Genomic DNA, 25,833 nt, shown 5'->3' with positions numbered 1-25,833 from the left:
CGATTACCTGAATGTTTCCCGTTACCCCGAAAACCAACCAAAGGTGCGAACCCGATGACTGTAACTCAGGCAGACGTGGTGCTTGTCGGCGGTGGTGTCATGAGCGCCACCCTCGGCATGATTCTCACGCAGTTGGACCCGTCGCTGCATATCATCATGGTGGAACGTCTGGATCACGTGGCCCATGAGAGTACCGATGGGTGGAACAATGCCGGTACTGGCCATGCAGGCTACTGCGAACTGAACTATACCCCTGAAACGGGAGATGGTGACGTCAAGATTGATCGGGCGCTGAACATCAATGCGGCGTTCGAGCAGTCACTGCAACTCTGGTCCTACCTGGTCGAACAGGGCAAGATGCCCGAGCCAAGCCAGTTCATTAACGCCACCCCGCACCAGAGCTTCGTCTGGGGTGAGAACGACGTCGCCTATTTGCGTCGGCGCCATGAGCTGCTCAGCCAGCATCACCTGTTCCGGGAGATGGAGTACACCGAAAGCCCGCAGACACTGGAGGAGTGGATGCCGCTGGTGGTCCGTCATCGTGATCCAATGCAGCCGGTTGCCGCGACCCGCGTCCGGCACGGTGCCGATGTGGACTTTGGCTCACTGACTCGCAACATGGTCCGGGAGTTGGAAAAGCATCCGAATTTCACTCTGATGCTCAGGCACCCTGTCACCTGGCTCGCACAGCGTGACAATGGTCGCTGGAAGGTCCGTGTGAAGGATGAAGACACGGGCGTGACCAAGAAGCTGGAAGCCGGTTTCGTTTTTCTTGGCGCAGGCGGTGGTGCGCTGCCGCTTCTGCAGAAGTCCGGCATTCAGGAGAGCCACGGCTACGGTGGCTTCCCGGTCAGTGGTCAGTGGCTGGTCTGTCGGAAGCCGGAGATTATCGAGGAGCACTACTCGAAGGTCTACGGCAAGGCGCCGATTGGGGCGCCGCCCATGTCGGTGCCCCATCTGGATACCCGGATCATCAATGGCGAACCTGCGCTACTGTTCGGACCGTTCGCCGGTTTCACGACCCGGTTTCTGAAGAAAGGGTCGGTGATGGATCTGTTTTCGTCGGTCAAGCGGCGCAACGTGGGGGCCATGATGCACGTAGGCCGTACTAACATGGACCTGACCAAGTACCTCATCAAGGAAGTATTCCAATCCCATGAGGACCGCGTGGCCTCGCTCCGGAACTTCTTCCCGGACGCCGAACCGGAGAACTGGGAGCTGCGTGAGGCCGGCCAGCGGGTGCAGATCATCAAGAAGAACGCCGAAGGGCAGGGCAAGCTCGAGTTTGGTACTGAGATTGTCGCCGCAAAGGACGGCTCGCTGGCGGCACTGTTAGGCGCTTCACCCGGCGCATCGACGGCGGTCAATGCCATGATTGATGTGCTCGAGCGGTGCTTCCCCGAGCGAATGCAGTCTCCCGAATGGCAGGAAGGCATCCGCCAAATGGTGCCGTCCTACGGCGAGTCGCTGGTGAACAACGCCGAGCTGCTCAATCGCATCCGTCCCTGGACACTCTCCACATTGGGGCTTGATCGCGGCCCCGAGACCTACTGACACCACCGCGTGTCCGGGACACAAAAAAGGCCTGCCGGCGGAACCGGCAGGCCTTTTTTATGACCGGTTGATCGAACCCCCTGCCCCGCTGGACGGGGCAGGGCGTGATCAGACCTCCGTGGTAGCGCCCTCGTCCTGCCCGGCGTTGTGGTCCCGCGCGAGCAGCAGGTAGAAGGCCGGGAGCACGAACACCGTGAACAGCGTGCCGATACCGAGGCCGGTCGCGATCGTCAGGCCAATGGCGAAACGGCTCTCCGCACCCGGGCCGACGGCAATCAGCAGCGGCACCATCGCAACGATCAGTGCGAGCGATGTCATGATGATCGGACGCAGCCGGATCGCCGAGGCCTCCACGACGGCATCGAACTTGTTCAGCCCGCGGTCATGCTGGAGGTTGTTGGCGAACTCCACGATCAGGATGCCGTTCTTGGACACCACGCCGATCAGCGTGATCAGCCCCACCTGACTGTAGATGTTCATCGTCGTCAGCCCCAGCGCGATGAAGGCCATGGCGCCGGCCACGGACATCGGCACGGACACGAGGATGATGAACGGATCACGCCAGCTTTCGAACTGGGCCGCGAGTACCAGGTAGATCACCAGCAGTGACAGGAAGAAGGTGACCATCAGGGCACTCCCCTGATTGTCGAGCTGTCGTGTCTGGCCCTTGTAGTCGCTGGTGAAGCCTTGCGGGAACACCTCTGCGGCGGTGGTCTCGATGTAGTCCATGGCATCGCCCATGGCCACGCCCGGCGTGGGAATCCCCTGCAGGGTCAGCGAGTTGAGCTGGTTGAACTGGGTCCGCTGGGACGGCTCGACGTCGTCCTCAAAGCTGACGACGCTGCCCAGAGGCACCAGTTCTCCGGAGTCCGTCCGGATGTAGTAGTCATTCAGTGACTGGGCCGTGGGGCGTGAGGCCCGCTCGACCTGCGGGATCACCTTATAGGAGCGCCCTTCCATGTTGAAGCGGTTGATGAAGCCCCCACCCAGCATGCTGGAGAGCGACTGACCAACCTGCTGCATGGACAGACCCAGGTCGGCGACCCGGTCGCGGTCGACCTTCACGCGGGTCACCGGACGGTCAAACTCAATGGACTTCTGCAGGAACATGAAGTTGCCGCTCTGCATCGCCTTGCCCATCAGCGCGTCGGCGACTTCATTCAGCTGCTCATAGTCCGCTCCCGTGGTGATAACGAACTGGAAGGGGAAGCCTCCCCCTGACCCGGGCAGTGCGGGGATCGGGAAGACGGCGGTTTTCAGGCCGGTGATCTCTTTGAGGCCTTCCTGGACCTGAGGCTGTACTTCGAACTGGGAGATCTCCCGCTCACTCCAGGGTTTCATCTTGAAGCCGCCAAAGACGGTGTTCGGACTCTGGAGACCCAGCAGCATGAAGGTTTCCTCGTACCCCGGGAGGGACTCGAATGTCTCCTGCATCTCGGTGCCATACTTCTGCAGGTAATCCAGCGTCGCGTTCTGTGGCGCCGTTCCCTGGAACAGCAATATGCCCTGATCTTCATCCGGCGCCAGCTCGCTCTGGCTGAACATGACCATGAAGTAGATCGAGCCCAGTACCACAATGGCGAAAAAGACGGTTACGGAGACCGTCTGGAGTGAGGAGCTGAGCAGACGCTTGTAGCCATTGGACAGAGCGTCAAACGTCTTCTCGACCTTGGTCTCGAACCGGGTGGGTTGACCGTGGGGCTTGAGCACCTTGCCGGAGAGCATCGGAGAGAGGGTCAGGGCCACGATGCCGGAGATGACGACGGTGCCGGCAAGGGTGAAGGCAAATTCCGTGAACAGCGAGCCGACGAGTCCGCCCATGAAGCCGATCGGGGCATAGACTGCGACCAGCGTCGTGGTCATTGCAATGATCGGCGTGGCCATTTCCCGGGCCCCATGCAGAGTGGCCTGGAACTTTGGTTCGCCTTGTTCGATGTGGCGGTGGACGTTTTCCACCATGATGATGGCGTCGTCCACGACCAGACCAATGGCGAGTACCAGAGACAGGAGCGTCAGCAGGTTCAGGGAGAACCCGAGCATCAGCATAATGAACGCACCGCCGACCAGTGACAGCGGGACTGCCACGGACGGGACGACCGCTGCGCGCAGGGAGCCGAGGCTCAGGAAGACCACGACGAGGACGATGAGAACGGCCTCGACCAGTGTTTTGAGCACCTCGTTGATCGAGTCGTCGATGAACTCGGAGGCGTCATAAGGCAGGCTGACGCTCAGCCCCTCGGGCAGCTGCTGGCGAATCCCCGGCAGTTCATCCTTCACCAGCCCGGCGACCGTCAGCGGGTTGGCCCCCGGGGCCATCTCGATGGCCACGTAGGTAGCGGGCTTGCCTTTATACAACGCGAGACTCTCGTAAGTCTCAGATCCCAGCTCGACCCGGGCAATGTCCTTCAGACGGATCAGGGAACCGTCGACTTCCTTGACCACCAGTTCCTGGAATTGCTCCGGGTCGCCCACATCGGTGTTGCTGGTCAGGTTGACCTTGACCATCGTGTCCTTGGTGTTGCCAACGGCCGCCTGATAGTTGTTCTGGCGCAGGATCTGGGCGATTTCCGTGGACGTCATGTCCACCGCCGCCAGACGCTGGGGGTCGAGCCAGACCCGCAGGGCAAACTGACGACCGAGCAGCTCAGCCTTGCCGACCCCGGACAGGGCCTGCAGCTTGGGCTGCACCACGCGGGTCAGGTAGTCCGTGATCTTCGGCACCGGCATGGTCTCGCTGGAGAACGCGATGTACATCAGGGCCGTGCTGTCCCCAGTGGTGGAGGTGATGACCGGGTCCTGTGCCTCGGCCGGCAGCACGTTGCGCTGACTGGCCACCTTGGCCTGAATCTCGGCCAGTGCGGCGTTGGCGTCATAGTTCAGGTTCATCTTCGCGGTGATCGTGGAGACGCCCTGGCTGCTGGTCGAGGTCAGGTAATCAATGCCGCTTGCTTCGGCGATGGCCTGTTGCAGCGGTGTCGTGATGAAGCCCTTCACCAGGTCCGAGCTGGCGCCGGGGTAAGCGGTGGTGACCGTGACCGTTGTGCTTTCAATTTCGGGATACTCCCGGATTTCCATATCCAGGGCAGCCCGGACGCCGAGCAGCAGGATGAGCAGGCTGACGACCGTGGAAAGGACCGGCCGTTTGACGAAAATGTCGGTAAATTGCATCAGTTGCCGGCCTCCTTGCTGTTACCACCATCCTGGCTCCCGTCGGTGTTCTCCGACTTGATCTCGACGCGCTGACCGGCGCGCAGGCGCAGCAGGCCGGTTGCCACAACGCGTTCACCGGCTTTCAGGTTCGTCTTCACCTCAACCCGTCCATCCCGGACTTCGCCGGTCTCAACGCTGCGACGCTCCGTGATCAGTTCCCCGTTCTCGTTCTCAGTGACCACGAATACAAAATCACCATAGGTGTTAAAGGAAATGGCCGTGCGCGGCACAGTGACGACGTTGCGGCTTTCCGGTCGCAGTGTCTGGACCGTGGCGAACATACCCGGACGCAGGACACGATTCGGATTGTCGATGGTGGCGCGCACGCGCACCGTCCGGCTTTCGGGACTGACCGAGCTGTTGATCGCGGAAATCTCGCCGTCGAACACCTCGTTCGGAACGGCGGCTACGGTGACGTTGACGGCGTGGCCGACGTCGATGTTGCTCAGCTCTTTTTCCGAGACGGTGTAATCGACATAGATCGGATCAAGCATGTTGATCTCCACCACGGGGGAGCCGGTGGGGAGGTATTCACCCTGGTCGACCAGCCGCAGACCCAGGGTGCCGTTGAACGGCGCGCGCAGGGTCTTCTTGGCGAGCTGTGCCTCGGCTTCCTTAACACGTGCCTGGGCGGCGGCGAGGTTCGCTTCCGCTTCATCGTACTGGGATTGGGAGACGGCCTTGCGCGGCAGCAGATCCTCCACGCGCTCGAACTCCTGGCGGGCCAGACGCGCCTCGGCCCGTCGGGTGCGCAGTGCGGCTTCGTTCACCTCGCTGTCGAGCCTCACCAGAATGTCGCCCTGCTCGACGCGGTCGCCGGACTCGAACCGGACATCGCTGGCCACACCCGGCACCTCGTTGGCGATCTGGACGCCATTGATGGCGGTGACGCTGCCAACGGACTTGAGCGACGGCGTCCAGCTCAGCTGCTTCGCGCTGGTCGCCTCAATAACGGCCGGCGGTTGCGGCTGGGAAAGCATTTCCTTCATCTGCCCGAACTGGTACATCTTGTACCCGAAGATACCGCCGAGGACGACGGCAAGGACAACAATGACGATCACGAAACGGGAAGCAGTGCGCATGGGGTCCATCCTGACAATCGGTCGCTTGAATCGAAATAAGGGTGTCCCGTTCGGCCAATGACAACGGATTCGCCGAGCGAGACAGTAGCCTGGCAGTATACCGGAACTAATAGGGTGCTATACAAGCCGGCGGCAGGGTGTGAACGATGCGATAGACTTCATCCTGTCGATCACCCATGACGCCTGCATGACAGTATGGACCGGGGCGATCCCGTTGAGAAACAAAACAGCCAGGGAAGCATACCCCACCATAGCCCCAGAGAATGACACTCATAGCCAGTAATGTGTCCAGCACCAGGGCGCCAATGGCCAGTGTGGCGCTGGTAGTGATCGCCCCCTGTCTGGAACGGATACCGAGAAACGACGGAATATCGGGGGACAGCAGATTGGCGTCCACGCAGAGCCCAGTGGTAACGCCCATCAGGCACGGGCAGACCGACGGCTAGAACGCGACCAGCCCGCTCCGAAACAGGCGCGTCATGATGTGGCTGGCATCAATCACACAGCGCTTGCGATTGTGTGGGGTCGCATAACGGTTCGACATCCAATGACTGACGTCACTAATCCCAGAGAAAATGAACGAGTTGGTCGTGTTGTGCTCTGGTGAAATCTCAGGGCTGGTGTGGTGAGTCAGGACTACCGGCCAGGAGCGTTGACCTCAGGTTGGCGGTCTCGCCGAGGACGTGTTGAGCGACTCGCTGTGCCTGCTCCAGGGCGCCTTCCATGTAGCCGCCGAACTGGGGTGCCATCTCGGAGGCCCCGAAAAGGACCTGACCGTGCCAAATGCTTTGAATACGGCCTGTGATTTCGGTCGACGGGTGCTCCATGCCGAACCCCTGGTCAGCGTCGGTGGCGGTGTCCGGTTCGGTTGCCCAATCTCTTATGACGGTTTTGACGGGCTTTTCCGCGCGACTGCCAAACAGCCGGCCCAACTGTGCCAGCGAGGCCGAGACCAGGCTGGCGAAACCGAGACCACGATGGACCTGTCTTCCACTGTCCTCAAACAGCAGTTCGCCATCGCTGAACTGCTCAAAGACATCGATGCCGAAGCGCTCGCAGGCCGCCGTGAGCCTTGGCTGGACATGCCAGAACCAGGCGGGCCCTAGATCGAAACGGGCCCCGTCATAGGCTTTGGACTCGATCCGGCCGCCAAGCCGGTCGCGAGCTTCAAAGAGTTGATAATCCACGCCTTGGCGGTGAAGCTGTTCAGCAAGCCCCACGCCGGCCAGTCCGCCGCCGACGATGGCGATATCTGTCTGGTTCATTGGACCTCGAAATCAGGACAAGGCGGTGGAAGGCGTCAGGTCACTCCGGCGGCCGCTGGACTTTGTCCAGATGGCCAGTCTTCATCCAAAAACGCGCACCGCTCTCCCCGGCAGTACCCTGGTAACCTTCGCCGGGCGGCAGACGGAGCCAGGAATAGCGCTCCAGAGTCTGCGTTTCCCCGATCAGTGATCCGCTGAGAACCAGGATTTCGATTCCGTTGGAGGGGGGCAGGGTAACACGGCTGTTTGGTTCGGCTTCGGTGTAGGTGACGCGCTCGCCAACGCTCTCGTGGAGAAGAGCCTCAGACAAGCCAGAATCTGTCGCCTGAAGGTTGGCTCGCATGTCGATGTGGAATTGTAGCCGATCATCCGGATCAAACTGCCAGAGCTTAACGAAAATGGTGCAACCCTCGGTAGAGCCTGGCGTATGTCGCGATGTTGGCGGGTTGCGCACATAGGTGCCGGCTGGGAATTGCCCATATTCGTCTTCAAACGTGCCTTCCAACACCACAAACTCTTCGCCGCCTCCGTGCGTATGCGGTGAAAAGGCGCTTTTCGGCGCGTAGCGCACGATGGATGTGGCACGGGCCACTTCACCACCCAACCGGTCGAGTATCCTTCGTTCGACGCCCGGCATCGGCGAGGCAACCCAAGGCTCTTGCTCGGCGTGAACCAGAGCGGGTTGCGAGAAGTCGGCGTTGGTGTCCATGTGGCCTCCTGTCAGGCATTCAGGCTGAGTCTACTACAGCAGGCGAGGCAATGAGGACCGCTTGACCAGAGCACAGTGAAGGGCAAGGGTTGCCGACCCACAATGTTGCCCAAGCCTGGACGCGGTGCAGCAGTGTTTTGCGAATCGCTCCGGTGGCCTTTTGTAGGATACGCGAGAGAAGCACAAAACCGATTCGTCCACTCAGTGGTTTATTGCTGAGACCGACAGCGGGCGATGGCTCAAGGTGGCGTGACAAGACGGCGACATTATTTTGAAAACGGCCCACGAGTCGAATGAATCTGGAAAAAGCATTTACGGCAAGTGCGCCGACTGATTGCACTAAGTCGCAGAAAAGAAGGTAGAAAAGCCGTAGGCGACTGGGACGAGCGGTTATGTGCAAGCATCGCAAGATAGCGGCGCTCCCGAAGCCTGGGAAGATGGAAGCCTTGGTTGTGAAGAAGAGTTTGTGAGTGTATCAACCAATGTCGACGAAGACACGCTGGATGCCGCGGCTGATCTGAAGCCGATATCCATCCGTCGACAGCAGTCGCTTATCGACGACTATAAGAGGATTGCCGAGATCAATGATATTGGCTACCAGCCCCTTATCCGTCAGGTTTTGAAGCGGTTTGCAGACTCTGAGAAAAAGCGACTCCTTCGCGAGCGTGCGGTTGAGCTGCGCGATCCGGAAGACAACGGCGATGATGAAGCGACCAACGGCAAGGCGGCTCGCGGTTAAGTCGGTGGCTGACAGGGTGAGATCCCCAGTACAACCGGCAAGGATGCGAGGGCGTTGACGTGTTTGGACGCCCTGCATGTCGGTGGGATAAGGCGTATATAAAAAAGCCCCTGAAGTCAGGGGCTTTTTGCTCTCTGTCTGGTGGAGACGGCGGGAATCGAACCCGCGTCCGCCAGTACTCCGCCTTGAGATCTACATGCTTAGTGTCCTTCTATTCGTTTAACCTCAAGCGACCCGAAGGTCAGGGTGCAGGAGGCGAGCTCTTTGGGTCTTTGCCCTCAGTCAGTGAGCTCTGACTGAAAGCGCATCCTGTTTGCTATGACGTCCTGAAAGTCTGGGGAACAGGCACCCCAGTCAGGACGACCAGCGGCTTTACGCCGCCAGTGCGTAGTTGTCGTCGTTTGCGACTATTTTAAAGCAGCTTTCGATTAACGAGATTCGCTGCCATCTCGGCATGCACCCAAGGTTTCGCATCCGGCGTCGAAGCCATATCGTCCCCTTGTGCGAACAGTATATGGGGCCGCGATGCCGCCTATCAAGCGGCATCGTCGGAAATTGCGCAATAACGGGAAGAGCCATGGAATACGCGGCTTACCCCGCCCGGCGCCGGTCGATCTCCGGATAGCTCTCTGGCGGGCCGGCGAATTCGCGCAGCTGATCGAAATGGGTCTGGAAGCTGCTGACCAGTTGGGTCGGGTCCACGCCGAGGTTGGTGTCGGTGATGAGGCCGAACTGAACCTGCCCGGCATAACTGAAGATGCTCATGCCGACGCCGATACCACCGGTCTGGGGCACCCAGAAGTGGGGCTGGGTCAGTTTCGCGCCCGCCAGGTAGACCGGCTCCCGGGGGCCTGGCACATTGGTCAGTACCGCCGAGGCCTTGCGGCTCAGCAGGTCCAGCGCACGCCGCTCGAGCATGGCCGGGCCGCGCCCGAACAGGTCCAGTAGGCTGTAGCTGACCTGAGCCTGCCAGGAACGCTTGATGCGGCTCATCTGTTCCTGAACCTGCCGGAAGCGCATGCGTGGACAGGCGACATCCACAGGCAGGGGCACCATCACCAGGCCGAACTGGTTGCCGAGCGCCTCCACAGGCTGATCGATGGGGCGAAGGTTGAAGGGCACCGCCACCCGGATGCCGCACGCCGGGGGTGTGGCATTGCCCTGGGTCAGGCAGTCGTGGATCGCGCCGCTGGCGACAGTCATTAGCACGTCATTCACGGTGCCGTTCAGTCCCCGGGCGACCTGTTTGACCATGTCCAGGTCCAGTGGCGGTGACCAGGCAACCTGCTTGCGACCCCGCAAAGGGCCGGTCAGGGGCGTTTGGGGATCGGCCGGTGCAAGGCTGAGTTTGGCGCACTCCAGAGTGATGTCGCCCACTGTCTGTACCAGTCGGAGCGGGTAGTGGCGATGCTCCCGGGTGTTGGTGAGTAGAGCCTTGATCTGCTGCTTTCCGTCCCTGAAACGTTGCTGGAGACGTCGAAAATGGCGGCCCAGCCCGCTTTTGGCTTGAGGCGGGGGTGTCTGCGAGTCGGAGACGGCATGCAGCGTGGGCGTCGGTTGGTCGTCGGTCAGTGTTAATAGCACCCGCACCAGCGAGAGCCCATCGGCAATGCAGTGGTGCACCCGCACGATCAGCGCGCAACCGGCACCGTAATTACTGACATAGTGAACCTGCCAGAGCGGCTGGCGTCCATCGAGTGGGGTGCTGTTGAGGTCGCTGGCGAGCGACTGCAGAGCCGCCTCGTCCGCCGGTTCGGGCAGGGCCGTCACGTGGATGTGATTGTCGATATCAAAGTAGGGGTCGTCGACCCACCAGGCGCTATCGCCGTCCTGCTCGACCCGCTGGCGAAAGCGGTGAAAACGCAGGAGGCGTTCTCTGAAGACCTGCTTGAGTCGGGGCACCGCCATCGGGCGGTCAAAGATCAGGACAGCGCCGATCATCATGGGACTGCATGGGGTTTCCATGCAAAGCCATGCCCGGTCGATCGACGACATAGCACTTCGGGATGAAGACATGAGTACCCTCTGCAATCCATTCTGAGAAGGATGTCGGGACACAGCGTCAGGAACTGCGGGAACTTACCTGGACAGGCCATGTGTCCCGATGGGAGATGATCAGTATAGGGCGGTTTGGTGTGGTCTGTGAACTGGTTGCAGAGGCGATACATCGCCCGCCGTCAACCCGCGTTCACTTCCCGCAGGATCCGCTGCTTCTGGCGGTTCCAGTCCCGCTCTTTCTCGGTCTGGCGTTTGTCGTACTGCTTCTTGCCTTTCACAAGCGCGATTTCGCACTTCACCTTATTGCGTTTCCAGTACAGTGCCAGGGGGACGCAGGTATAGCCCTTCTGCTGGGTGGCGCCAATCAGCTTGCTCAACTCGCTGGCATGAAGCAGCAGTTTGCGGGTGCGCGTGGGGTCCGGGATCAGGTGGGTAGACACGGTTGGCAGCGGTGTCACCTGGGCACCGAGCAGAAACGCTTCGCCGTCTTTCAGCAGGATGTAGGCATCCGTGATCTGCGCCTTGCCGCCCCGCATGGCTTTCACTTCCCAGCCCTGCAGTGAGACACCGGCTTCGTAGCGGTCCTCGATGTGGAACTCATGGCGCGCCTTCTTGTTGAGCGCGATGGTGCTTCCACCAGGTGCCTTTTTCTTTTTGACCTTGCCCTTGCTCATAATCGCCTGCGTCGGGAGCGGATGATGGGAGCCGCGCATTGTAGCCCAGTGCCGCCGCTGGCTCCAACTGTGGTGCGGCGGAGCACGAAACGGTGCGCGGTAGCGTGTTCCCCGGCAGCCTTTCAGCTACAATGCGCGGCGCGCCCACTGGACGGAAGCACCGATGGATAGACGCAATCTGACCCCGGCGGGCTCCTGGGTTCACCGCATGACGTTTTTCTGGGCGGCAACCGGAGCCACGGCGGGGCTGAGCAACTTCTGGACGTTCCCGGGACTGGTCGCGGAGCGCGGTGGCAGTCTCTTCCTGTTTGTCTATCTGGTGGGGCTGTTGCTGATTACCCTGCCGCTGATGCTGACCGAGGCCGCCATCGGGCGGTATGCCCGGTTCGGACCGGTGCTGGCATTTGACCGCCTCGCCGGTGACACCGACGCTCCGGGGCGTTGGTTGTGGGTCGCCCGGCTCGGTGTGTTCTCGGGATTTCTGGTGCTGGCCATGTTCGCGGTCATCGGCGGCATCTGTCTGTATTACCTGTTTCACGCCGCGCTGGGCGAGTTCAACCACGCGACGGAATCCTCACTCCTGTCCACGCTGGATGAGTTTGTCCGCAACCCCGAAGCCTCACGGGCGTTTATGGGGTGGCATGCCGTGTTCCTGTTGCTGGTGGTCGCGGTCTCTGCCCAGGGGGTTTGGCAGGGCCTTGGTCGTGCCATGCGGGTGATGGTGCCCCTGATGGTGTTATTGCTCTCCGGTCTGCTGATCTACAGCGCTCGCGATGGCGAGTTCGCACGTGCGACGTCGCTGATGCTGGACCCGCACTGGGCGGATTTCAGTTTTGAAAGTGTGCGCCTGGCGCTGACTCACGCGTTCTACACCCTGGGGCTGGGCGTCGGGGTGTTGATTGTATTCGGCGCCTATTCCGCGCCGACCACGCCGTTGAAACGGTCGGTGTTCACGGTGGCGCTGTCGGACACGCTGATTGGTATTATGGCGGGGCTGGTGGTGCACTCGCTGGTGACGGCGTCGGAGGTGCCCGGGCTGAGCGGTTTCGAGCTGGTCTTCCTGGCTCTCCCCGAGTCGCTGGCCTCCGTTCCGGGCGGCCAGTTTCTGCTCACTGTGTTCTTTATGATGGTGACGCTGGCGGCCTGGACCTCCGCGCTGGCTCTGATGGAGCCGGCCATCGGCTGGCTTCAGGATCGTCTGGCGGCGCCACGGCGTTGGACAGTGCTCATCATTGGCGTGGCCGCCTGGCTGGCGGGGTTGATGGTGCTGTTCTCATTCAATGTATGGTCGGATGACATGCTTCTGGGCGGGACGGCCTATCGGTGGATGGACATTGTGTCCAGCGCGGTGCTCATCCCTGCCGTCTGTATTCTGACGTCGTTCTTTGTCGGTTGGGCGTTGGCGGATGAGGAGTCATTGAGGCTGATCGGGCACGGGCCAGCGCTGGTGCGTCAGATCTGGCTGTGGGTCACCCGTCTGGTGTTGCCGACGGTGATTCTCTATATTGCCGTCCATCACGCAATGGCATCGGCTGCGAGTCTGTGCGACGGAGCGCCGTCGCTGATCTGGTGCGGTCATTAGGGAGCGGTATGGCTCATACAATCGAGAAAAGTGCGCTGGTCTGGTATTCGGCCGGCCAGATGTTTGACCTGGTCAACGATATCGGTCGGTATCCCGAGTTCCTGCCCTGGTGCGCCGGCACCGAAATCCACGAATCGGGCCCGTCGGAAATCATCGCCTCCATCGATGTGGCGCGTTCCGGTGTTCGTCACCGGCTGACGACCCGCAATCGCCTCAGCGCGCCGGAGACCATCGATATGGCACTGGTGGACGGGCCCTTTCAGAGTCTCGCCGGTGGATGGCGCTTCCAGCCGCTGGAGCATAACGCCTGCAAGGTCGTGCTGGTTCTCGACTTCGCCTTTTCGGGGTCGCTCTCGCGCATGACGTTCGGGAAGGTGTTCAGTCAGGCCGCCAACACGATGGTCGATGCGTTCTGCCAGCGGGCCATTCAGGTCTATGGGCGTTCGTCATGAGCGACGAGGTCGTGCGCGTCGAGGTGGCGTACGCGACGCCGGAGCGACAGGAGATAGTGACGCTTGAGGTGGCGGCGGGAACCACTGTGTACACTGCGGCCACTCAGTCGGGTCTTGAGCGGGTGTTCCCGGAGCTTGATTACGAGCAGGCGGCGATGGGGGTCTTTGGCAAAGTGGTCAAACGCCCCCGCGAGCAGGTCCTGCGTGCCGGAGACCGAGTGGAGATCTACCGGCCTCTGAAAATCGACCCCAAGGACGCCCGGATCCAGCGGGCCAGGAAAAAGAAGAAAGGCTGAGCATGCCGCCGGGATCAGTAGGCGGGCGTTTCCTCCAGCAGATTCGCCTCATAGTGCGAGTATTGGTCGCCCTCGTAATACACCACCACACGTTGTTCGCGAATTTCGCCACCGTCCTCCTGGTACGTGTAGACGTAGTACTCGCGGGAATCATCAACCGGGTTGAGCATGATGGGGGAACCCAGTGCGTTGCGTACGTCGGACCGCGACATGCCACTGTCCAGCCGGGCAAGGTCTTCTTCGTCGAGGATGTTGCCCTGTTGCACATCAATCCGATAAACGCCGGGAAATACGCATCCGGTCATCAGCAGGGCCAGACTCAGGGCAAGGACGGATTTCATGAGTGGGCAAGATCCTCTAATGGGTATGATAGACGCCGGGTATCACGCGGGTGATTCCCGATCATAACGGTTAGCCAGTTCTCCTGACCGCCGTTATAATAACGGACTAGCACAGTTCACCAAAGAGCGGACCGCAGCATGTCATCTGAAAACACGGAACTACGCAAAGCCGGACTCAAAGTCACCCTGCCGCGGGTCAAGATTTTCAATATTCTGCAGACCACGTCGGAAGACCATCACCTGAGTGCGGAAGATGTGTACCGTAAGCTCCTGGAGTCAGGTGACGATGTGGGGTTGGCCACTGTCTATCGTGTGCTGACCCAGTTTGAGGCGGCGGGCCTCGTCCTGCGCCATAACTTTGAGGGCGGTCATGCGGTCTTCGAAATGGCTGGTGAAGAGCACCACGACCATATGGTGTGCACCGAGACGAGCAAGGTGATCGAGTTCTACGATTCGGTCATTGAGGAGCGTCAGCGCGCGATTGCCGAAGAGCATGGCTACGACCTGGTCGACCACAGCCTGATCCTCTACGTGAAGCCCCGCAAGAACTGAACGAATAAAGCCGGCCTCGATGGGGCCGGCGCTGGCATTGCCGCTGGTGTCCTTCAGTGGTGAAGCGCCTGTCCCTTCTGAAACATCTCCTGTGCGTGGGCCATTGTCTGGTCCGTCAGTTCCATTCCACCCAGCATGCGGGCCACTTCCTTGATGCGGTCGTCTTTGTCGAGTGTTTCCACCTGAGACCAGGTGCTGTCCTTTTCGCTGAATTTGCTGACGAACAGGTGCTGATGGGCCTGTGCGGCGACCTGCGGAAGGTGCGTCACGCAGAGAATCTGGCCGCCACTGCCCAGCTGGCGGAGCAGCCGCCCCACGACTTCCGCGGTGCCGCCGCCAATCCCGACATCCACCTCATCGAACACCAGTGTCGGAATGGTGCTGGTCTGCGCCACCACCACCTGGATGGCGAGGCTGATACGGGACAGCTCGCCGCCGGAGGCCACCTTCGCCAGTGAGCGGGCGGGTTGTCCCGGGTTGGCGCTGATCAGGAATTCGATGTCCTCGTGACCGTTGGGGGAGGGCGCCGGGTGATCCCGCCGGGCAAGATGCGTCACGAACTGCACGGCCGGCATGCTCAGTTCGGCCAATTCCGACGCGATTTTCTCGTCGAGAGCCATCGCCGCGTTTTGACGCCGCTCGCTGAGCTCGTCGGCGCGGGCCTGCCACTCGTCGGCCAGTCGCTCGGTCTCCGCCGCGAGCGCCTCCAGATTGCCGTCACCGCCTTCCAGCTCTTCCAGCTCGCTTCTCAGGCTTTCGTGATGCTCCGGGAGCTGTTCTGGCGTAACCCGGTGTTTGCGGGACAGATCGTAGATCGTGCTCAGGCGCTCCTCGACCTCGGCGAGTCGTTGCGGGTCGGCGTCATACTGGTCGAGGAAGTGACGCAGGTTGCTGCCGGCTTCATTGAGCTGGATCTGGGCCTCACTCAGCATCTGGAGGGTCTCGTCCAGTTCCGGCATGGCCACCGGGAGCTGTTCGAGTTGCTGCAGCGCCTGGCTGGCGAGCGAGGCGGCGCTGGTGTCATCGTCACTGGCCAGCAGAAGCGCCTGGTGGGACTGGTGCATGACCGATTCGGCATGGCTGAGCCGCGTCTGCTCCGCTTCCAGTTCGGTCAGCTCGCTGGCGCTGAGCGCCAGTTGATCGAGTTCGTCCACCTGGTAGCGCAGGAGTTGTCGCCGGGCCTCGTTGTCATCCCGGTTATGTGTCAGGTCATCCAGCTTCTGGCGGCTGGCGTGCCATGTCTTGTAGGCCGTGCGGGTGCTCTCGGCAAGGTCGCGGGCACCGGCGAAGTTATCCAGCAATATTCGGTGTGTTTCCTTCTGGAGCAGGGACTGGTGCTGGTGCTGGCTGTGAATGTCCATCAGGTGGCTGCCCAGTCCGCGCAGGTGCGACAGCGGGCAGGGCTGGCCGTTGATATAGGCCCGCGAGCGACCCTCCCGGCTGATCACGCGGCGCATCAGGCACTCCCCGTCCGCGTCCAGCTCGCGCTCCTCCAGCCACTCGGCGGCGGCTGGTATGCCAGTGATGTCAAAGCTGGCCGTGATGTCAGCGCGCTTGGCACCATGACGGACGGCCGAGGCGTCGGCCCGACCGCCCAGAATCAGGGACAGTGCATCCAGGACAATGGATTTACCTGCGCCGGTCTCTCCCGTCAGCGTTGTCATACCGTTGCGGAACTGGAGTTCGACCTTCTCGGCAATGGCGTAGTTGGAGACGGTGAGCTGGGTCAGCATGATCAGGCTCCGTATTGGTGATCTGTCTATCTATACAGTACCTGTGAATGTATACAGTGTTGTTGCGGATTGCAAGGAAAGGGCAACGGGGTGGTTGAAACCGTCAGGGGGTGGCCCCATGTCTTCGGCAAACCAGACGATATGGTCGGTGTTTCAAGCTGGCCCTACTTGGAATCACGGGAGAACTGGCACATGAGTGACGAAGAAAAGCGTCAGGAAGAGGCGGCTGAAACAGCCGCTGAGCAGGCTGCTGAAGAAGAAACAGCAGCCGGTGAGTCAGCTGAAGAGGCCGTGGAGAACGAACAGGCCGCTGACGATGAAACCGAAGTCGATGCCCTGAAGCGTCAGGTCGGCGAATTTCAGGATCAGATGCTGCGGACCCAGGCGGAAATGCAGAATGTGCGCCGCCGGGCCGAGATCGACGTGGAGAAGGCCCGGAAGTTTGCGGTGGAGAAGTTCGTCAAGGAGCTTCTGCCGGTGGCGGACAGCCTGGAAAAAGCGGTCGAAAGCGCTCAGGAGAAGGAAGCCGCGGATGACGTTGTGGCCTCCATTCGCGAGGGCGCGGAGATGACGCTGAATCTGTTCCTCACGTCGATCGAGAAGTTCAACGTCAAGCAGCTTGATCCGGTGGGTGAGCCGTTTGATCCGCAGTATCACGAAGCAATGTCGATGGTGCCGGCGCCGGACGCCGAGCCGAACAGCGTCGTGACCGTTGTGCAGAAAGGGTACACGTTGCATGACCGCGTCGTGCGTCCGGCGATGGTGATGGTCGCCAAGCCGGAAGACAGCGCAAAAATCGACGAGCAGGCTTGAAAAACGAAAGCTCAGGCCAATATAGGCAGGTAAAGGCCGTCAGCACATACATTTCGGTGGCTGGCGCAAAGAATTTGACCGAGCGGATTGATAAAGAACTGGAGTGAAGTGACATGGGTAAAGTAATCGGTATCGACCTGGGGACGACCAACTCCTGTGTGGCCATCATGGATGGTGACAAGGTCAAAGTGATCGAGAACGCCGAGGGCGACCGCACCACACCGTCCATCATCGGTTATACCGAAGACGGCGAAACATTGGTGGGTCAGGCGGCCAAGCGGCAGGCGGTGACCAACCCGACCAACACGCTGTACGCCATCAAGCGTCTGATCGGCCGTCGCTTTGACGACAAGGTTGTGCAGAAAGACGTGGAGATGGTGCCCTACACAATCACCAAGGCGGACAACGGCGACGCCTGGGTCGAAGCCAAGGGCAAGAAAATGGCGCCGCCGCAGGTGTCTGCGGAAGTGCTGAAGAAGATGAAGAAAACCGCCGAGGATTATCTTGGCGAGGAAGTGACCGAGGCGGTGATCACCGTTCCGGCCTACTTCAATGATAGCCAGCGTCAGGCGACGAAAGACGCCGGCAAGATCGCTGGCCTGGAAGTGAAGCGGATTATCAACGAGCCGACCGCGGCGGCGCTGGCCTATGGTCTGGACCGCAAGAGCGGTGACCGGAAGGTCGCTGTGTACGACCTGGGCGGTGGCACGTTCGATATCTCCATTATCGAGATTGCCGATGTGGACGGTGAGCACCAGTTTGAGGTGATGGCGACCAACGGTGACACCTTCCTGGGCGGTGAGGACTTCGACATGAGGCTGATCGAGTACCTCGCCGATGAGTTCAAGAAGGACCAGGGCATCGATCTGCGCGGTGACTCACTCGCCATGCAGCGTCTGAAGGAAGCCGCCGAGAAAGCCAAGATCGAGCTCTCCAGCGCCCAGCAGACCGACGTCAACCTGCCGTATATCACGGCGGATCAGGCTGGTCCCAAGCACATGAACGTCAAGGTGACCCGGGCGAAGCTCGAGGCGCTGGTCGAAGAGCTGGTGACGCGCAGTCTTGAGCCGTGCAAGACCGCTCTTGATGACGCTGGCGTGGATGCCAGCGAAGTGGAGGAAGTGATCCTTGTTGGCGGTCAGACCCGGATGCCGCTGGTTCAGCAGAAAGTGCAGGACTTCTTCGGCAAGGAAACCCGCAAGGACGTGAACCCGGACGAAGCCGTTGCGATGGGCGCGGCGATTCAGGCGGCGGTTCTGCAGGGCGACGTGAAAGACGTGCTGCTGCTGGACGTCACGCCGCTGACGCTCGGTATCGAAACCATGGGCGGTGTGGCGACGCCGCTGATCGAGAAGAACACGACCATTCCGACGAAGAAGTCGCAGACGTTCTCGACGGCTGAAGACAACCAGACTGCCGTGACCATTCACGTCGTCCAGGGTGAGCGCAAGCAGGCGACCCAGAACAAGTCTCTGGGCCGGTTCGATCTGGCGGACATCCCGCCGGCACCACGCGGCACCCCGCAGATCGAGGTGACGTTTGACATCGATGCCAACGGCATTCTGAACGTCTCCGCGAAAGACAAGGCGACTGGCAAAGAGCAGTCGATCGTCATTAAGGCATCTTCTGGTCTTAGTGATGACGAGATCGACCAGATGGTTCAGGACGCCGAAGCCAACGAGGAAGAGGACCGCAAGTTCGAAGAGCTGGTCCAGGCCCGGAACCAGGGCGACGCCATGGTCCACACCGTGCGCAAGACGCTGGAAGATGCCGGTGACAAGGTCAGCGATGACGAGAAAGAGTCCATCCAGTCCGCGATCAGCGATCTGGAAGAGGCGCTCAAGGGTGACGACAAGGACGACATCGAAGCCAAGACTCAGAAGCTGACAGAAGTGTCCTCCGAGCTGGCGCAGAAGATGTACGCCGACCAGGGCGGTCAAGAAGGTCAGGCAGAGGCCCAGGCCGACGCCGGTCAGAGCGGTGATGACGCGGTCGATGCGGAATTCGAGGAAGTCAAAGACGACGATAAGAAGGGCTGAGCCCGTCGTTGATCGCCGCTCGGAACGCGGGGAGTTCGCTCCCCGCGTTCCGCTCGTTTGAGAAAACCGTTTCTGACAATGCCCGGTGCTGACCGTCGGGTGATGTCAGCGAGAAGTCACAGGCTGGCGGGTCAGTGACTGGCGCGAGGTCCTTGCGTCGTCGGTCCGCCCTTCAGTCGAAAACAGGTGTCAGACAATGGCCAAGCGCGATTATTACGAAATCCTCGGCGTGTCCCGGGATGCGGACGAAAAGGAAATCAAGAAGGCGTATCGCAAGCTTGCGATGAAGTACCACCCCGACCGCAATCCGGACGACCAAGACGCGGAAGCGCGCTTCAAGGAAGCGAGCGAAGCCTACGAGGTGCTTGCCGATGGTGAAAAACGCGCCGCGTATGATCAGTTCGGTCACGCCGGCGTGGACGGCCAGGCGGGTGGCGCCGGCGGCTTTGGTGGATTCGGAGGCGGTGGTGCGTCGTTCTCCGATATCTTCGGGGATGTCTTCGGCGATATTTTCGGCGGCGGGCGTGGTCGCAGTAATCGAGGGGCGGACCTTCGGTATACGCTCGATCTGGACCTGGAAGACGCCGTCAAAGGCAAAACCGTCGAGATTGAAATCCCGGGCCATACGGAATGCGGTCGGTGTGATGGGTCCGGTGCGGAAAAGGGCAGTACTGCGGAGACCTGCGGGACCTGTCGTGGTATGGGTCAGGTGCGCATGCAGCAGGGTTTCTTCGCCGTCCAGCAGGCCTGCCCGAACTGTCGTGGTTCCGGTAAGGTCATCAAGAATCCCTGCAAGGACTGCGGTGGTGCCGGACGGATTGAGGAGACCAAGACGCTTTCCGTGAAAGTGCCGCCGGGCGTGGACACTGGTGACCGTATCCGCCTGAATGGCGAAGGCGAGATGGGTCTCGATGGTGGACCGCCGGGGGACCTCTATGTGGAGGTGGCCGTCCGGGAACACCGGATCTTTACCCGTGATGGCCGTCATCTGTATTGCGAAGTACCGATCAGTATCGTCGATGCCGCCCTGGGTGGCGAGCTGGAAGTGCCGACGCTGGATGGCCGCGTGAAGCTCAAGATTCCGCCGGAGACGCAGACCGGTAAGCTGTTCCGTCTGCGCAATAAAGGCGTGACGCCGGTCCGTGGTGGTCCTGCCGGGGATCTGCTGTGCCGGGTGATCGTGGAAACGCCGGTCAAGCTGACCAAGCGCCAGAAAGAGTTGATGGAGGAGTTCCAGCAGACCCTGAAAGGCGAGAATGGCTCGAGTCACGCTCCGCGCAAGACCTCCTGGTTTGAGGGCGTAAAAAGCTTCTTTGATGAGATGAAATTCTAGGAGATCGCCATGACGCGTGTCGCCATTACCGGCGCTGCCGGACGTATGGGCAAGGTGCTGGTGGAAGCGGTGGATGCCGCCGATGATCTGAGTCTCGGGGCGGCCATCGTTCACCCGGACAGCTCGCTGGTTGGCGCCGATGCGGGCGAGGTGGCTGGTATTGGTCGGGCCGGTGTCAAACTGGCGGCCCGGATTGACGATGTGGTTGACGATTTCGACGTGCTGGTGGAGTTCACCTTCCCGGACCTGACGTTGTCGAACCTTGAGGCCTGTCGGGAGCATGGTAAGTCGGCCGTCATCGGCACCACCGGGCTGACCGACGCGGAAAAGGCTCAGGTGGCACGGGCGGCGGAGTCGATCCCGGTTGTCTTCGCACCGAACATGAGTGTTGGGGTGAATCTGCTGCTCAACCTGCTGCGCACCGCTGCGACGGCCATGGGTGACGATGCGGACGTGGAAGTGATTGAGGCGCACCACCGCCACAAGAAAGATGCGCCCTCCGGCACGGCTCTCCGCCTTGGTGAGGTGGTGGCGGACGCGCTCGGCCGGGAGCTGTCCGAATGTGCGGTGTACGGCCGAGAGGGCTTTACCGGCGAGCGGCCCAGGAATCAGATTGGCTTTGAAACCATCCGGGCCGGTGACATCGTCGGGGAGCACACGGTCTTGTTTGCCGCGATGGGAGAGCGTATCGAGATCAGTCACAAGGCCAGCAGTCGCATGACGTTTGCCCGGGGAGCGATCCGGGCCGCGTCCTGGCTTGCAGACAGGCCTGTCGGTCTTTACGACATGCAGGACGTGCTGGACCTCAAATAGGACGTCGCGTGGACACTGAGCCCGGTATTTTTTACAATACCGCAGTTTGACCGCACCCACACCGGCGTTCCCTGCCCGATCCTCAAAGCGGGATGGAGTTCAAGCTCTGTCTCGCTTTTTTGCGAGCGGACGTCGGAGAGGTGTGTCTCGCGGCGGGCGCCGGTCCCGGCCCCGCGCTTCGCCCAGACGGTAGGAAGAGGAAACGGCATTGACTTCACCAGCAATCCTTGCGCTCGCAGATGGCAGTGTTTTCAGAGGGTTTTCCATCGGCGCCGACGGTGAGACCAGTGGGGAAGTGGTCTTCAATACCGCGATGAGCGGTTATCAGGAGATCCTCACAGACCCGTCCTATGCCCGCCAGATGGTGACGCTGACCTATCCGCACATTGGAAACACCGGGGTGAATGACGAGGACGTGGAGTCGGATCGGATTCACGCCGCCGGCCTGATCATTCGCGACCTGCCCCTGCTACCCAACAGCTGGCGTCGCCAGCAGAACCTGGATGAGTACCTTCGTGGCAATGATCGTATTGGCATTGCTGGCATTGATACGCGCCGCCTCACCCGTTTGCTGCGTAACACAGGCTCCCAGAATGGCGCGATCGTGGCCGGCGAGAACGCCACTGAAGAGCGCGCTGTGGCGCTGGCGCGTGACTTTCCCGGGCTGAAGGGGATGGACCTGGCAAAGGAAACGGGCAGCAAGGAGCGTTACCAGTGGACGCAGACCGTCTGGTCACTGCATGGCGGTGGCTACGGCGAACTGACAAACCCGCGCTATCGGGTGGTCGCCTACGACTACGGCATCAAGTTCAACATTCTGCGAATGTTGGCGTCCCGCGGATGCGATGTGACGGTTGTGCCCGCCGACACGCCTGCCAGCGATGTGTTAGCCATGCAGCCGGACGGAGTGTTCCTCTCCAATGGGCCAGGGGATCCGGAACCCTGCGATTACGCGATCGAAGCCATTCGGGAGCTGCTGGAAACCGATGTGCCGGTGTTCGGGATCTGTCTGGGGCATCAGTTGCTGGCACTCGCCAGCGGCGCGAAGAGTCTGAAAATGAGTCACGGTCACCATGGTGCCAACCATCCGGTCCAGGACCTGGCGACTGGTGGTGTGATGATTACCAGCCAGAATCACGGGTTTGCCGTGGATGAGGCGACACTGCCGGCGAACCTGGAAGCGACCCATAAGTCTCTGTTCGACGGTACGCTGCAGGGTATTCGCCGGACCGACCGGCCCGCCTTCAGCTTCCAGGGGCACCCGGAAGCCAGCCCCGGCCCCCACGACGTGGCGCCTCTGTTTGATCAGTTCATCCGGCTGATGGACGAAACAGGAGGCAACCGCGCCGCGGGCTGATCATCGCCCGAGACCGAGAGGTGGGCGGCGCCCGCCAGGATTGAAACCGCTGCTGACAGGTTAACGATTAAATGCCAAAACGTACTGACATCCAGAGCATCCTGATTCTCGGAGCCGGTCCCATTGTGATCGGGCAGGCGTGCGAATTCGACTATTCCGGTGCCCAGGCGTGCAAGGCGCTGACCGAAGAAGGGTTCCGGGTCATCCTGGTGAACTCCAACCCGGCGACGATCATGACCGATCCGGCGATGGCGGATGCCACTTACATTGAACCCATCACCTGGAAAACGGTTGAAAAGATCATCGAGAAGGAACAGCCGGATGCCCTGCTTCCCACCATGGGCGGGCAGACCGCGCTGAACTGTGCACTGGATCTGCAGAAACAGGGCGTTCTTGAGGCGAATGGTGTTGAGATGATCGGCGCCAATGCCGACACGATCGACAAAGCGGAAGACCGTGACCGGTTCGACCAGGCCATGAAGGCCATCGACCTGGAGACCCCGCGTGCGTCACTGGCGCACTCGATGGAAGAAGCGTTCCAGGTGATGGACAGCATCGGCTTCCCTTGCATCATCCGGCCGTCGTTCACGATGGGAGGCTCTGGCGGCGGTATTGCCTATAACCGCGATGAGTTCGAGGAAATCTGTCAGCGCGGGCTCGATCTGTCGCCGACCAACGAGCTGCTGATCGACGAGTCGCTGATCGGATGGAAGGAATACGAGATGGAGGTCGTTCGAGATAAGAACGACAACTGCATCATCGTCTGCGCCATTGAGAATTTCGACCCGATGGGCGTGCACACGGGCGATTCCATCACGGTGGCCCCCTCACAGACGCTGACCGATAAGGAATATCAGGTCATGCGCAACGCCTCGCTTTCGGTGTTGCGCGAAATTGGCGTGGAAACCGGCGGCTCCAACGTCCAGTTTGGTATCAATCCGGCGACCGGTCGGATGGTCGTCATTGAAATGAACCCGAGGGTGTCACGCTCTTCTGCGCTGGCATCGAAGGCGACCGGCTTCCCGATTGCCAAGGTCGCGGCCAAGCTTGCCGTCGGTTACACGCTCGATGAGCTGCAGAACGAGATCACCGGTGGTGTCACTCCGGCGTCGTTTGAGCCGAGCATCGATTACGTGGTTACCAAGATTCCTCGGTTCACCTTCGAGAAGTTCCCACAGGCCGATGCTCGTCTGACGACGCAGATGAAGTCGGTCGGCGAGGTGATGGCGATTGGCCGGACTTTTCAGGAGTCACTCCAGAAGGCGCTGCGTGGTCTTGAGATCGGCTCCGAAGGCTTTGAGGCGCTGATCGACCCCGATAACGAAGACGACCAGGATCTGCTGACCCATGAGTTGAATGTGCCCGGCGCTCGCCGGATCTGGTACCTTGGGGATGCGTTCCGCGCCGGTATGACGGTCGATGACCTGTTCCGTCAGACCTGGATCGACCCGTGGTACCTGGTGCAGATTGAAGACCTGATCAAAGAAGAAGCCATGCTCCAGTCTGCCGGCAAGGCGGATCTGGATGCGGCGGCGCTGTATCGGCTCAAACGCAAGGGCTTCTCCGACGCGCGCATGGCGAAGCTGCTGGGCATTTCCGAGGCCAGTCTGCGCAAGCGTCGTCACGACCTGGGCGTGCGCCCGGTCTTCAAGCGCGTCGACACCTGTGCCGCCGAGTTCGCCTCTTCCACCGCGTACATGTACTCGACCTATGAGGAAGAATGCGAAGCCGATGTGTCGGACCGCAAGAAGATTGTGGTGATCGGTGGCGGCCCCAACCGCATCGGTCAGGGGATCGAGTTCGATTACTGTTGTGTCCACGCCTCCCTCGCCATGCGCGAAGACGGCTACGAGACCATCATGATCAACTGCAACCCGGAAACCGTGTCCACGGACTATGACACCTCAGACCGGTTGTATTTCGAGCCGATTACGCTCGAGGACGTGCTGGAGATCGTGTACATCGAAAAACCGGACGGTGTGATCGTCCAGTTCGGTGGTCAGACCCCGCTCAAGCTGTCCCGTGGCCTGGAAGCAGCGGGTGTGCCCATTATTGGTACCAGCCCTGACGCGATCGACCGCGCCGAGGATCGCGAGCGTTTTCAGGAGATGATCGGTCGCCTGGGGCTGCGTCAGCCGGCCAATGCCACTGTGCGCAGCCACGAGGAGGGCATTGTTGAGGCCCGCGGGATCGGTTATCCGCTGGTCGTCCGGCCGTCCTACGTTCTGGGTGGTCGCGCCATGGAAATCGTTTACAACGAGGAAGAACTCGTCCGCTATATGCGGGAGGCTGTGCTGGTCTCCAACGACAGCCCCGTGTTGCTGGACCACTTCCTGAATGCCGCCATTGAGGTGGACATTGATGCGGTCTGTGACGGTAACGATGTCGTGATCGGTGGCATCATGCAGCACATTGAGCAGGCCGGCGTTCACTCCGGTGATTCGGCCTGCTCATTGCCCCCGTACACGTTGCCGGCCGAGGTGCAGGATGAAATGCGGGAGGCCGTCCGCCGGATGGCGCTGGAGCTGGAGGTGGTCGGCCTGATGAACGTCCAGCTCGCCTGGCAGGACGATACGATCTATGTGATCGAAGTAAACCCGCGGGCGTCACGGACCGTGCCCTTCGTCTCCAAGGCCATTGGTGTGTCGCTGGCGAAAGTGGCGGCGCGCTGCATGGCGGGCGTCTCGCTCAAGGAGCAGGGCTTCACGAAGGAGGTGACCCCACACTATTATTCGGTAAAAGAGTCCGTCTTCCCGTTCCCGAAGTTCCCGGCGGTAGACCCGATCCTGGGTCCGGAAATGAAATCCACCGGTGAAGTGATGGGCATCGGCGACAGCTTTGACGAGGCTTTTGCCAAGGCGGCGCTGGCAGCGGGCGAACAGCTCCCGGTCAAGGGCACCGCGTTTATCTCTGTCCGGGAGGCCGACAAGCCGCGAGCGATCACGCTGGCGCGGGATCTGGTGGAAGCCGGTTTCGAGCTGGTGGCCACCGGCGGCACTGCGCAGACGCTCGAAGATGCCGGCATTTCGGTGGACCGGGTCAACAAGGTCCGGGAAGGCCGACCGCACATCGTTGATGCGATCAAGAACGGCCAGATTCAACTGATCATCAACACGACGGAAGGGCGCCGGGCAATTGCTGATTCCGCCCAGATCCGCCAGTCCGCGCTACAGCACAAGGTGACCTATACCACCACGCTGGCGGGCGGCGAGGCCTTCTGCCGTGCCATTAAATTCGGACCGGAGCGGACCGTGCGTCGGCTCCAGCAACTGCATGCAGGAAATTGATTGC

The 25,833-nt window shown here is 60.9% G+C and carries 21 protein-coding genes and 1 other RNA gene; 12 read left to right on the top strand and 10 right to left on the bottom strand.

Annotated features, from left to right (window positions below; all coding sequences use genetic code 11):
* The first annotated feature begins 54 nt into the window (after positions 1-54).
* Entirely contained in the window at positions 55-1,554 is a 1,500-nt protein-coding gene (gene mqo / locus C8D92_RS10820) for a malate dehydrogenase (quinone) (protein ID WP_116919366.1), read from the top strand.
* Positions 1,555-1,662: 108 nt separating this feature from the next.
* Here the strand turns inward: mqo and C8D92_RS10815 are convergent, their stop codons facing one another.
* The 5 genes from C8D92_RS10815 to C8D92_RS10800 all read right to left on the bottom strand — a co-directional run bounded on the left by C8D92_RS10815 (position 1,663) and on the right by C8D92_RS10800 (position 7,820).
* Complete coding sequence (locus tag C8D92_RS10815) at positions 1,663-4,722, bottom strand: efflux RND transporter permease subunit (protein ID WP_116919365.1); 3,060 nt, start codon at positions 4,720-4,722, stop codon at positions 1,663-1,665.
* Positions 4,722-5,846, bottom strand: a complete 1,125-nt coding sequence (locus tag C8D92_RS10810; RefSeq protein ID WP_116919364.1) for an efflux RND transporter periplasmic adaptor subunit — start codon at positions 5,844-5,846, stop codon at positions 4,722-4,724. The genes C8D92_RS10815 and C8D92_RS10810 overlap by 1 nt, the downstream gene beginning before the upstream one ends.
* Positions 5,847-5,952: 106 nt before the next feature.
* On the bottom strand, positions 5,953-6,267 hold the full coding sequence (locus tag C8D92_RS15600; protein ID WP_133243127.1) for a hypothetical protein: 315 nt from the start codon (positions 6,265-6,267) through the stop codon (positions 5,953-5,955).
* A 190-nt stretch (positions 6,268-6,457) separates the two neighbouring features.
* Positions 6,458-7,111, bottom strand: a complete 654-nt coding sequence (locus tag C8D92_RS10805) for an FAD-dependent oxidoreductase (RefSeq protein ID WP_116919363.1) — start codon at positions 7,109-7,111, stop codon at positions 6,458-6,460.
* A gap of 40 nt (positions 7,112-7,151) precedes the next feature.
* The gene (locus C8D92_RS10800; RefSeq protein ID WP_116919362.1) at positions 7,152-7,820 is read right to left on the bottom strand and encodes a cupin domain-containing protein; all 669 of its coding nucleotides are present in this window, start codon (positions 7,818-7,820) and stop codon (positions 7,152-7,154) included.
* Positions 7,821-8,214: 394 nt separating this feature from the next.
* Here C8D92_RS10800 and C8D92_RS10795 point away from each other — a divergent pair, with 394 nt between their 5' ends.
* The gene (locus C8D92_RS10795; RefSeq protein ID WP_116919361.1) at positions 8,215-8,559 is read left to right on the top strand and encodes a hypothetical protein; all 345 of its coding nucleotides are present in this window, start codon (positions 8,215-8,217) and stop codon (positions 8,557-8,559) included.
* Positions 8,560-8,698: 139 nt separating this feature from the next.
* On the opposite strand, the gene ssrA is transcribed toward C8D92_RS10795, so the two are convergent.
* The 3 genes from ssrA to smpB form a co-directional block, all read right to left on the bottom strand.
* Positions 8,699-9,058, bottom strand: a transfer-messenger RNA (tmRNA) gene (ssrA, locus tag C8D92_RS10790).
* A 92-nt stretch (positions 9,059-9,150) separates the two neighbouring features.
* Positions 9,151-10,575, bottom strand: coding sequence for a WS/DGAT/MGAT family O-acyltransferase (locus tag C8D92_RS10785; RefSeq protein WP_116919360.1), 1,425 nt, complete (start codon positions 10,573-10,575; stop codon positions 9,151-9,153).
* A 161-nt stretch (positions 10,576-10,736) separates the two neighbouring features.
* Positions 10,737-11,231 (bottom strand): SsrA-binding protein SmpB, encoded by a 495-nt coding sequence (gene smpB, locus C8D92_RS10780; protein ID WP_095610169.1) that lies wholly within the window; start codon positions 11,229-11,231, stop codon positions 10,737-10,739.
* 163 nt (positions 11,232-11,394) lie between these two features.
* Between smpB and C8D92_RS10775 the strand changes: the two genes are divergently transcribed.
* Genes C8D92_RS10775 through C8D92_RS10765 form a run of 3 tightly spaced genes read left to right on the top strand, consistent with a single transcriptional unit; the run spans position 11,395 to position 13,561 of the window.
* Complete coding sequence (locus tag C8D92_RS10775) at positions 11,395-12,813, top strand: sodium-dependent transporter (RefSeq protein WP_116919359.1); 1,419 nt, start codon at positions 11,395-11,397, stop codon at positions 12,811-12,813.
* Positions 12,814-12,821: 8 nt separating this feature from the next.
* Entirely contained in the window at positions 12,822-13,265 is a 444-nt protein-coding gene (locus tag C8D92_RS10770; RefSeq protein WP_095610132.1) for a type II toxin-antitoxin system RatA family toxin, read from the top strand.
* Positions 13,262-13,561: an RnfH family protein gene (locus C8D92_RS10765; protein WP_207775161.1), complete on the top strand. Its 300-nt coding sequence runs from the start codon at positions 13,262-13,264 to the stop codon at positions 13,559-13,561. Before C8D92_RS10770 ends, C8D92_RS10765 begins: the two co-directional genes overlap by 4 nt.
* 14 nt (positions 13,562-13,575) lie before the next feature.
* On the opposite strand, the gene C8D92_RS10760 is transcribed toward C8D92_RS10765, so the two are convergent.
* Positions 13,576-13,902 carry an outer membrane protein assembly factor BamE gene (locus C8D92_RS10760; protein WP_116919358.1) on the bottom strand — a complete coding sequence of 109 codons (327 nt, stop codon included), beginning with the start codon at positions 13,900-13,902 and terminating at the stop codon, positions 13,576-13,578.
* A 138-nt stretch (positions 13,903-14,040) separates the two neighbouring features.
* On the opposite strand from C8D92_RS10760, the gene fur reads away from it, so the two are divergent.
* A complete protein-coding gene (gene fur / locus C8D92_RS10755) occupies positions 14,041-14,454 on the top strand; it encodes a ferric iron uptake transcriptional regulator (protein WP_095610134.1) in 414 nt (137 codons plus the stop codon).
* Positions 14,455-14,507: 53 nt separating this feature from the next.
* Here the strand turns inward: fur and recN are convergent, their stop codons facing one another.
* Positions 14,508-16,187 (bottom strand): DNA repair protein RecN, encoded by a 1,680-nt coding sequence (gene recN, locus C8D92_RS10750; protein ID WP_116919357.1) that lies wholly within the window; start codon positions 16,185-16,187, stop codon positions 14,508-14,510.
* 192 nt (positions 16,188-16,379) lie between these two features.
* Here recN and grpE point away from each other — a divergent pair, with 192 nt between their 5' ends.
* The 6 genes from grpE (at position 16,380) to carB (ending at position 25,829) form a co-directional block, all read left to right on the top strand.
* Positions 16,380-17,000, top strand: coding sequence for a nucleotide exchange factor GrpE (gene grpE / locus C8D92_RS10745; protein ID WP_116919395.1), 621 nt, complete (start codon positions 16,380-16,382; stop codon positions 16,998-17,000).
* 113 nt (positions 17,001-17,113) lie between these two features.
* Positions 17,114-19,039, top strand: a complete 1,926-nt coding sequence (gene dnaK / locus C8D92_RS10740) for a molecular chaperone DnaK (RefSeq protein WP_116919356.1) — start codon at positions 17,114-17,116, stop codon at positions 19,037-19,039.
* A 196-nt stretch (positions 19,040-19,235) separates the two neighbouring features.
* Positions 19,236-20,372, top strand: coding sequence for a molecular chaperone DnaJ (dnaJ, locus tag C8D92_RS10735; RefSeq protein WP_116919355.1), 1,137 nt, complete (start codon positions 19,236-19,238; stop codon positions 20,370-20,372).
* Positions 20,373-20,381: 9 nt separating this feature from the next.
* Entirely contained in the window at positions 20,382-21,185 is an 804-nt protein-coding gene (gene dapB, locus C8D92_RS10730) for a 4-hydroxy-tetrahydrodipicolinate reductase (protein ID WP_116919354.1), read from the top strand.
* Positions 21,186-21,393: 208 nt separating this feature from the next.
* Positions 21,394-22,542: a glutamine-hydrolyzing carbamoyl-phosphate synthase small subunit gene (gene carA, locus C8D92_RS10725; protein WP_095610139.1), complete on the top strand. Its 1,149-nt coding sequence runs from the start codon at positions 21,394-21,396 to the stop codon at positions 22,540-22,542.
* Positions 22,543-22,613: 71 nt separating this feature from the next.
* Positions 22,614-25,829 (top strand): carbamoyl-phosphate synthase large subunit, encoded by a 3,216-nt coding sequence (gene carB / locus C8D92_RS10720; RefSeq protein ID WP_116919353.1) that lies wholly within the window; start codon positions 22,614-22,616, stop codon positions 25,827-25,829.
* Positions 25,830-25,833 lie beyond the last annotated feature (4 nt).

The organism is Tamilnaduibacter salinus (genome assembly GCF_003096655.1).
In the GTDB taxonomy this organism is placed as follows: Bacteria; Pseudomonadota; Gammaproteobacteria; order Pseudomonadales; family Oleiphilaceae; genus Tamilnaduibacter; species Tamilnaduibacter salinus.
Note: the sequence above shows the minus strand (reverse complement) of the source record. Positions and strands in the feature narration are given on the sequence as shown.

Bases quoted from the DNA above. Each gene is read 5' to 3' on its own strand.
- mqo (WP_116919366.1), top strand. From the start codon at position 55: ATGACTGTAACTCAGGCAGACGTGGTGCTTGTCGGCGGTGGTGTCATG.
- C8D92_RS10815 (WP_116919365.1), bottom strand. From the start codon at position 4,722: ATGCAATTTACCGACATTTTCGTCAAACGGCCGGTCCTTTCCACGGTC.
- C8D92_RS10810 (WP_116919364.1), bottom strand. From the start codon at position 5,846: ATGCGCACTGCTTCCCGTTTCGTGATCGTCATTGTTGTCCTTGCCGTC.
- C8D92_RS15600 (WP_133243127.1), bottom strand. From the start codon at position 6,267: ATGGGCGTTACCACTGGGCTCTGCGTGGACGCCAATCTGCTGTCCCCC.
- C8D92_RS10805 (WP_116919363.1), bottom strand. From the start codon at position 7,111: ATGAACCAGACAGATATCGCCATCGTCGGCGGCGGACTGGCCGGCGTG.
- C8D92_RS10800 (WP_116919362.1), bottom strand. From the start codon at position 7,820: ATGGACACCAACGCCGACTTCTCGCAACCCGCTCTGGTTCACGCCGAG.
- C8D92_RS10785 (WP_116919360.1), bottom strand. From the start codon at position 10,575: ATGTCTTCATCCCGAAGTGCTATGTCGTCGATCGACCGGGCATGGCTT.
- smpB (WP_095610169.1), bottom strand. From the start codon at position 11,231: ATGAGCAAGGGCAAGGTCAAAAAGAAAAAGGCACCTGGTGGAAGCACC.
- C8D92_RS10775 (WP_116919359.1), top strand. From the start codon at position 11,395: ATGGATAGACGCAATCTGACCCCGGCGGGCTCCTGGGTTCACCGCATG.
- C8D92_RS10770 (WP_095610132.1), top strand. From the start codon at position 12,822: ATGGCTCATACAATCGAGAAAAGTGCGCTGGTCTGGTATTCGGCCGGC.
- C8D92_RS10765 (WP_207775161.1), top strand. From the start codon at position 13,262: ATGAGCGACGAGGTCGTGCGCGTCGAGGTGGCGTACGCGACGCCGGAG.
- C8D92_RS10760 (WP_116919358.1), bottom strand. From the start codon at position 13,902: ATGAAATCCGTCCTTGCCCTGAGTCTGGCCCTGCTGATGACCGGATGC.
- fur (WP_095610134.1), top strand. From the start codon at position 14,041: ATGTCATCTGAAAACACGGAACTACGCAAAGCCGGACTCAAAGTCACC.
- recN (WP_116919357.1), bottom strand. From the start codon at position 16,187: ATGCTGACCCAGCTCACCGTCTCCAACTACGCCATTGCCGAGAAGGTC.
- grpE (WP_116919395.1), top strand. From the start codon at position 16,380: ATGAGTGACGAAGAAAAGCGTCAGGAAGAGGCGGCTGAAACAGCCGCT.
- dnaK (WP_116919356.1), top strand. From the start codon at position 17,114: ATGGGTAAAGTAATCGGTATCGACCTGGGGACGACCAACTCCTGTGTG.
- dnaJ (WP_116919355.1), top strand. From the start codon at position 19,236: ATGGCCAAGCGCGATTATTACGAAATCCTCGGCGTGTCCCGGGATGCG.
- dapB (WP_116919354.1), top strand. From the start codon at position 20,382: ATGACGCGTGTCGCCATTACCGGCGCTGCCGGACGTATGGGCAAGGTG.
- carB (WP_116919353.1), top strand. From the start codon at position 22,614: ATGCCAAAACGTACTGACATCCAGAGCATCCTGATTCTCGGAGCCGGT.